Annotated in this window: 6 protein-coding genes; 3 read left to right on the top strand and 3 right to left on the bottom strand. The window is 36.6% G+C overall.

Translation table 11 applies throughout. The annotated features are described in order from the left end of the window. On the top strand, positions 1-1,713 hold a 1,713-nt coding region (locus C6H22_RS01885; protein WP_104693638.1), incomplete at its 5' end, for a tetratricopeptide repeat protein. On the opposite strand, the gene C6H22_RS01880 is transcribed toward C6H22_RS01885, so the two are convergent. Next, entirely contained in the window at positions 1,710-3,662 is a 1,953-nt protein-coding gene (locus C6H22_RS01880; RefSeq protein ID WP_104693637.1) for an Lnb N-terminal periplasmic domain-containing protein, read from the bottom strand. The genes C6H22_RS01885 and C6H22_RS01880 overlap by 4 nt on opposite strands. A gap of 116 nt (positions 3,663-3,778) precedes the next feature. Here C6H22_RS01880 and C6H22_RS01875 point away from each other — a divergent pair, with 116 nt between their 5' ends. Beyond that, positions 3,779-4,273 carry an NAD(P)H-dependent oxidoreductase gene (locus C6H22_RS01875; protein ID WP_104693636.1) on the top strand — a complete coding sequence of 165 codons (495 nt, stop codon included), beginning with the start codon at positions 3,779-3,781 and terminating at the stop codon, positions 4,271-4,273. 71 nt (positions 4,274-4,344) lie between these two features. Here the strand turns inward: C6H22_RS01875 and C6H22_RS01870 are convergent, their stop codons facing one another. Then, complete coding sequence (locus tag C6H22_RS01870) at positions 4,345-5,109, bottom strand: pseudouridine synthase (protein WP_104693635.1); 765 nt, start codon at positions 5,107-5,109, stop codon at positions 4,345-4,347. 122 nt (positions 5,110-5,231) lie between these two features. Between C6H22_RS01870 and C6H22_RS01865 the strand changes: the two genes are divergently transcribed. Further along, the gene (locus C6H22_RS01865) at positions 5,232-5,444 is read left to right on the top strand and encodes a hypothetical protein (protein WP_104693634.1); all 213 of its coding nucleotides are present in this window, start codon (positions 5,232-5,234) and stop codon (positions 5,442-5,444) included. On the opposite strand, the gene htpG is transcribed toward C6H22_RS01865, so the two are convergent. Then, complete coding sequence (gene htpG / locus C6H22_RS01860; protein ID WP_104693633.1) at positions 5,419-7,287, bottom strand: molecular chaperone HtpG; 1,869 nt, start codon at positions 7,285-7,287, stop codon at positions 5,419-5,421. The two genes, C6H22_RS01865 and htpG, sit on opposite strands and share 26 nt — an antisense overlap. Positions 7,288-7,305: the final 18 nt, after the last annotated feature.

Raw genomic sequence — 7,305 nt, 5'->3', positions numbered from 1 at the left:
TATAAGGGTTTTTATTTTGAATCTCTCTCTTCGTTATTAAACCCAAATTCCCAAAGCTATCAAACACACAACAATAAACTCGCTGCGCGTGTTTTCTTACTATTTAATGATGATTATAATGCCCTTGCAGCACTCAAAAAAACACCCACTAAACAGGATAATCTTGCTATTGCGCAACTCCATGCACGTTTGGGTGAATACAAACAAGCACGACAATATCTCTATGAGTATCTAAGCACATTTGCCAAAGATCCATATGCGCTTATGTCCCTCCAACTCATTGAATTAAAACTAGGTAACTTCAAAGAAAGTGTTAGTATTCTCAATCGTATGATGCGTCAAGATGAAAAAAATCCAGATCTTAGCATCTATCCTATACACGTTAAACTCAAAGATGAACTTTTTGACATCAATAAAGCACAAGAGAATTTTTGGAATCGTAGGTTTGAACATGAACAAATTTTGGGATACAAAATTTTGTATTATTATGCACCCCTTAAAATCTTTAATGCCAAACAAAGCCTTGAAGTGATTCAAGAAGGTGGCATACAAGCAAAAATAAATAACATAGAACTTGCACAAAGCGCATTAGATGAAGGTATCGGGATCGCTAAAGTTAATCAAAATATCACTCTAGTACTTAGAGAAGCATATCAAAACAACATACGAAAAGCTAGAGATTATATGATTCAAGCTCTTACAATCTACCCAAATCACGCAATTTTGCATTACAATATGGGAGTGATATATGCCCAAATGGGAGATTATGATAATGCCTATACGCATTTTTTGCGTGCCTATCATTTAGACACCAATGATGTGCTTTCAGGCTTATTTGCAGTCATATCAGGAAGACTCACATATCGTAATGTCGATAGAATCCTAAACTCTATTAGCACGGACTTTTCAGATATTAACTTTGAATCTGATGAGCAAAAGACATTTTTACTTTCATTCTTACGCTATCTCAATAATGTCCCTATTGAAGATTTTTTGTGGGTAGGAGATTCTAAAAAGCCTATCTATTATGCACTAAAAAGTGCCTATGGTATCACCAAGCAAGACCCAAAACTCGTTATGGAAGGGTTTGAAGCACTTAAGAAATTATATCCAAAAGGTGTCGTGGCAAATGTCATGTATGAACTTGCGCGATTTTATAAACGCGATCTTAAAGAAGTGGCATTAGAGCTTAATGAGCTCTATTATAAAAAAGACTTGGATATGGGAAATATTTATTTTGGAGCTTCGCTAGCACGCGAATTGTATATTTATGTGTCATTTATCACAGGGACTTTGTTAACTATCGAACCCGAATTAGAAAGCAAACTTCTTAGCGCTAATGCAGATAATGGCGGAATCTTGCAAGTTTTGGGACTACTTAATATTTATAGTGGGCATTTTGAAAAAGCCTTTGTGTATTACAACACACTTATTGATGATCTCAAAGAAGATGATCCCCAAACGCGATTTTTGGGAGCAGTAGCCGCTCTAGGTGCAGGAAGACACGAAAACGCCGTGGCATTACTACAAATCTCCAAAATAGAGTCTGCGACAAACTTAGAATCTAAATTTGCTCTAGGCTTACTTTATCAAGAAATTAAAAACTTTAAGGCTGCACGGGATCATTATGAACAAGTAAGCAGTAGCGATTTTGTATCAGAATATTTTGATTTTGAGATTGACACCAATCCGCTACTAAAAGACTATAACTAAAAATAGATTCTCACGCCACTTTGGATTCCATAGCGAGAAATGTATGGCTGTGGAAGCATAGTAGATTCTAATGTCAAAAAAAGCCCAAGGTTTGCTTTGAGGTTTATAGAGGCTGTAGCGCTTACATAATGCCCAAAAGTATGTATATCATAGCCCTTTAGTTTGTATTCAAGGGCAAGTTTTAGCACTCCATCATTGCCCAGCACTATACCAAAGGCATTAGCCAATAAAAAATCTGCAGTATTAGAAACATTAAAATATAATGTGGGCTCTAAAAGATAATAGACATAACTATAATCTCCTATGCGAGTGGAAAAACCACCACCAAACGCAAGGTAATACCGCAAGCTATTGTCTAAAAATTGACGAGAAAATCCAGTCTCTAAGCGATAAGATAATGGCGTAAAAAACTTACTCATCATACCAAACGATGCAAGAGAAAAAATCGTTGCTTGATGAATGTGTGCATAACCCTTATGCCTCGAATCTACACCGCTAAAACCCAAGATTCTCAAAACTTCAATTTGCGCACCTGTGAGATAACCCCTATCATTGTCGGTAATATCATGATAAGCAAGGCGAAAATCTAAACCTAAGCCTTGTTGTGTGAGGTTTTGAGAATCTGTATTGACAAAATACATAGGACTCACGCGCAACCCACGATTCCCCATGAGTGGTGAACTAGGTACAGGAATATCTACTGCCTCACTTGCGCCCAATTTCGATCGCACAGATGCACTATCATGAATAATTTGGGTATATTCCTCTTTGTCTAGTTTGTCTTTAGCATACCAATACTCACTCATTTCAATACTAGATTCTAAGATATATTGTTTCTGATCTAAAGTAAGTGTGGAATCACTTGCGATAGCACTTGGAGCAAGCTTACCCTTAGCAACCTGCTTTGCTTTTCTCACATCACCAAAACTCATTACCTTTTCATACGCAAGTAGTTTAGAACGCCTACTAGGACGATATGTTTCCTTTGTGATAAGCCCTGCATCACGCATAACAAAAAGTGTTTCAGGGGGATTAACTTGGTAGATAAATTTTTTGCGTAATGCAAGGCTTGGACGTGCCACCTCTAAAAGCCACAAAATATTATACGAACAATTCTCATCAAAAAAATAATACCACGACCACGCATCGCCAAGTTCCCAAATATGACGATACATTTGCACCACCTCATCATAGCTAAGGTTTAAATCAAATTCCCATATATCACGATTTTCAAAATCACGATATTCTTTGATTTTTTCATAATAAGGTAAGATAGAAAATCGCCCATCATACATTCCAAGTAATCCTTTAAACGCGAAACTAAAACCATTTTCGACATTGGGATCTGCCGATGCTTGGTAGTTAATCGCAAAAGAAAGTAAGCGGGAATTAAATCCGGAGTTTAAAAGCAAAAATGTATGGCCAAACATTGAAGCGGGAGAATTAATATGTGCAGAGGGAAAAATAATAGTTGCACTTTTTGGATTCACATATTCAAACATTGCTTTAAAATCTTGGCATTCAGGATTTGGTAAATCCTCAAAATGTAGCAACGAATCTAAATAAAAAAATCTTGCTCTAAAACGACAAATCCCGTGATAATCTTCCTTGCTCGCTGATCGGCGTGGCAAAGAGGTAACCGCAGCATCAAGAAGAGTGTTAGCCTTTGAAACACGACTAACAAAATCCTCTGGCACCACCACAGAATCTATAGGTGCATAAAAAGCTTGTATGGTCGCGATGAGCTCAGCTTTGGGATCTTTTTTACCATCTTTGGCATAAAAAAACTCTGGTGAATCTATCTCGCTCTCTCGCCCATTAAAATGTAGCAAATCTCTCCATTGTTTTTGATTATAAAGCTCTAACTTCAACGCCTTTTGTATTGCTTCATCTTTTGAAAGCCCAAAAGCATACACCACGCATAATATTAAGATAACACCATACCGCATTTACACTCTTTGTTTGTAATTTACATCATAATTATAGCTTAAAGCCTCTATTAACAAAAAATTAACACACCACTTTTATAATGCCACTTCCATTTCACATATCCAAGGAGCTCATTATGAAAACGCTAATATTATTCGCCCACACTTTTTGGGAAAATTCCAAAGTCAATAAGGCACTTTTAGAATCTGTGCAAGGGTTACCAAATCTCACGATAGAAAATCTCACCCTTACTTGTCCTAACGCCACAATCGATGTAGATGCGCAAAAATCACTTCTCAAAGACGCAGATACCATTATTTTCCAATTTCCGCTTTTTTGGTTTAGCACACCAAGCTTGCTTAAAGAGTGGCAAGATAGAGTTTTAACAGGTATTTTATATGGCGATGACCCAAAAATGCTAAATGGTAAAACTTTTGGGATTGTAACAACAGCAGGTGGTGCAGAATCTAGCTATGATGGACATCATGGAGCTACAATAAAAGATATTTTTGTGCCAATTTACCATAGCTTTAACTATTTGGGAACAGAACCTAAGGAAGCATTTTGTATCTTTAGTGCTGATGCCTCCAATCTCCCTATCGATAAATACAAAGCGTATCTAGGTGTGTAACACTTTGTGTAAGCTCTGCTACTTAGCGGAGAGTTTACACTTTTGTGTAGTGCATATGTTTATCATAAATATTATTGTGTATTTTCTAAAAATACGCGGAGTTTCTTGTATTCATCTTTTGTAAAATATCGCCATTTACCGCAAGGCAGTCTATTGAGATTGCAAAACCCAAAACTCACACGCTTTAAATCTAAAATTTCATACCCAAATTGTGCAAAAAATCGTCGTAATTCTCGGTTTTTCCCTTCCTCCAAAACTACACGCACGCGTGGCAGGGCACTATCACGCAAAATTTCAAAATCCAAAAATGGTGCAAGTGTAAGAGAGTGAATTGTATTAAGCATATGTGCGCCTTTAGTATTTGTGATTTCAAAATTTTTACCTTCTTCAAGCATTGTACGCACGCAATCCAAAAGCTTTGGCGTAAGTGGGGCAGAGAGTTTAAGATTATAAGTGCGTGCAAGAGGAGCCATACTAAGGCTATGCACAACTTGCTTATTATCACTTAAGATAAGTAAGCCTTCACTCGCATAATCTAATCGCCCAACATAGCTAAACCCCCTAAACTTTGAATCTAGACTATCATAAATAACTTTTCGCCCCCTATCATCACTTTTGCTTACCAATTCACCTTTGGGCTTGTGATAAATAATGGCGGTGTATTTTTGATTTGGATACAAACGCTTACCATCAATAAATACCTTATCGTGTTGCCCAAACACACTTTGTAATGTAGCTCGTGTGTGATTGAGCTTCACGCGTCCAGATTCTATAAGCTTATCAGCCTCACGACGTGAAAATTTTGAATTATGAGCAATGTATTGATTGAGGCGCACGGCATTCCTTGTATAATAAATTCTAGCAATTGTAACAAATTCCTATTAATTCCCTTATGCTCATTATCTTGACATTGTACAAAACAATCCATAATGCCACACAATCACCTAAGGGAGAAGCTATGCAATATAAGCTTATGATGTTTGGATTTTCGGCATTATGTGTAAATTTACAAGAAGTCTTAGAGCGTCTTAAAAATTACCCGCCTGAGCGAATAGATCGTGAAGGAAGTGATCAGTGCTATCTCATAGATTTACAAAATGGCACATCATATGAAATAGCCCTAGATTCGCACAAACACTATGCTATTATTGGTCTAACCACTCCAGCATAAGTGTATTGAGTTGTTTGCTAAACTCACTTCCTTGATCGAGGCTACCTCCTTCAGCAATGAGTGCACTACCAAAGAGTAGGTTAGCAACCTTAGCGATTTTACTCTCATCATTTGAAGCCTTGAGTTTTTGAAAAATCTCGTGATTGACATTAATCTCAACATTTGGCTTATTTTGAGGAGCTTGTTGCCCCATTTGTGCGAAAAGTTGTGCCAACATAGGATTATCATCTTGTTTGATAAGACTTATAGGGGCTTGTTGCATAAGGTTTGTAAGACTTACTTCACCAATCTTTTCACCCAAAGCCTCTTTAAAACCTTTGAGGATAGATTCAAATTCTTTTTTCACTTCATCACTCACGCCCTCATCACCAATCTCGCTAAGGACATCTTTTGCGTTGATATTTTTAAGAGGTGTCTTGTCATATTCTCCAATCATAGGTATTACCATACCATCAATCTCATCACTCAAAAGCAAAACTTCAAAGCCTTTGTTATTGAATTTTTCCAAAAGTGGTGAATTTTTTAGAATCTCTTTGTGCTCGCCCAAAACATAATAAATGCTTTTTTGTTCTTTTGGCATAGATTCTTTGTATGCTTTGAGTGAAATAAATTCGCGATTTTGGCTATCACAACGCAAAAGCTCAAGTAACTTTTCTTTGTTTTCATAATCATTATACAACCCTTCTTTTAGCACTTTGCCAAATTGCACATAAAACTCTTTATACAGATTCTCATCTTTTGTCATCGAAATAATTTCAGAAAGAATCTTTTTGGTAGAGGCAGATTTAATATTTGCAAGAATCTTGTTTTGTTGCAAAATCTCACGGCTAACATTTAGTGGTAAATCGCTACTATCGATCACCCCTCGCACAAATCGCAAATATGGAGGCAAAAGTTCTTTGTCATCATCTGTGATAAATACGCGCTTAACATAAAGTTTCACACCACTTTGATAATCCACGCGATAGAGGTCAAAAGGTGCAGTTTTTGGGAAATAAAACAATGTTGTGTATTCAAGATTGCCCTCTACTTTGGTATGAATCCAACGCAACGGATCTGTATTATCGTGTGCAAAAGATTTATAAAAATCTTTATAATCTTGTTCTTTTAATTCAGATTTTGGCAATGTCCATAGGGCTTTTGCAGAGTTAATTTGTTCTTGTTTTTGCTCTTTTTTTTCCTTTTTCTCTTCGCCCTCTCCTTCGCTCACGATGTCTGTGTAATGCAAATGAATCGGAAAAGCAATGTGTTCAGAATATTTATTGATAATATTTTGAATCTCCCACCTAGAAGCAAAATGTTTCTCTTCTTTTTTGAGATATAAAGTGATTTGTGTGCCAAAATTTTCTTGCACACATTCGCCTATCTCATATTCACCTTTACCTTCACTTACCCACGCATATGCCCTATCTTCTCCTGCTTTTTTGCTCTGCACCACTACACGATCTGCTACCATAAATGCCGAATAAAACCCTACACCAAATTGACCTATCAAGGCAGAATCTTTTTTCTTATCACCAGAGAGTTGGGAGAGAAAACTCTTGGTGCCAGATTTTGCAATCACCCCAAGATGTTCTTTGAGATCAGATTCATTCATACCAATACCATTATCTTGGATTGTAATCGTACCTTTTTTCTCATCAAAAGATATATCAATACGCGGATTAAATGCAAGATTTTTAAATGTTTCATCAGTGAGTGTGAGATAAGAAAGCTTATCAAGCGCATCAGAGGCATTACTTACCAACTCACGCAAAAAGATCTCTTTATTAGAATACAAAGAATGTATCATCAAATCTAAAAGCTGTGTAATCTCAGTTTGAAAAGAATGTTTTGTAGCCATACAATACTCCTTAAAAAA

This window comes from Helicobacter equorum, from assembly GCF_900198655.1.
GTDB lineage: Bacteria > Campylobacterota > Campylobacteria > Campylobacterales > Helicobacteraceae > Helicobacter_F > Helicobacter_F equorum.
Note: the sequence above shows the minus strand (reverse complement) of the source record. Positions and strands in the feature narration are given on the sequence as shown.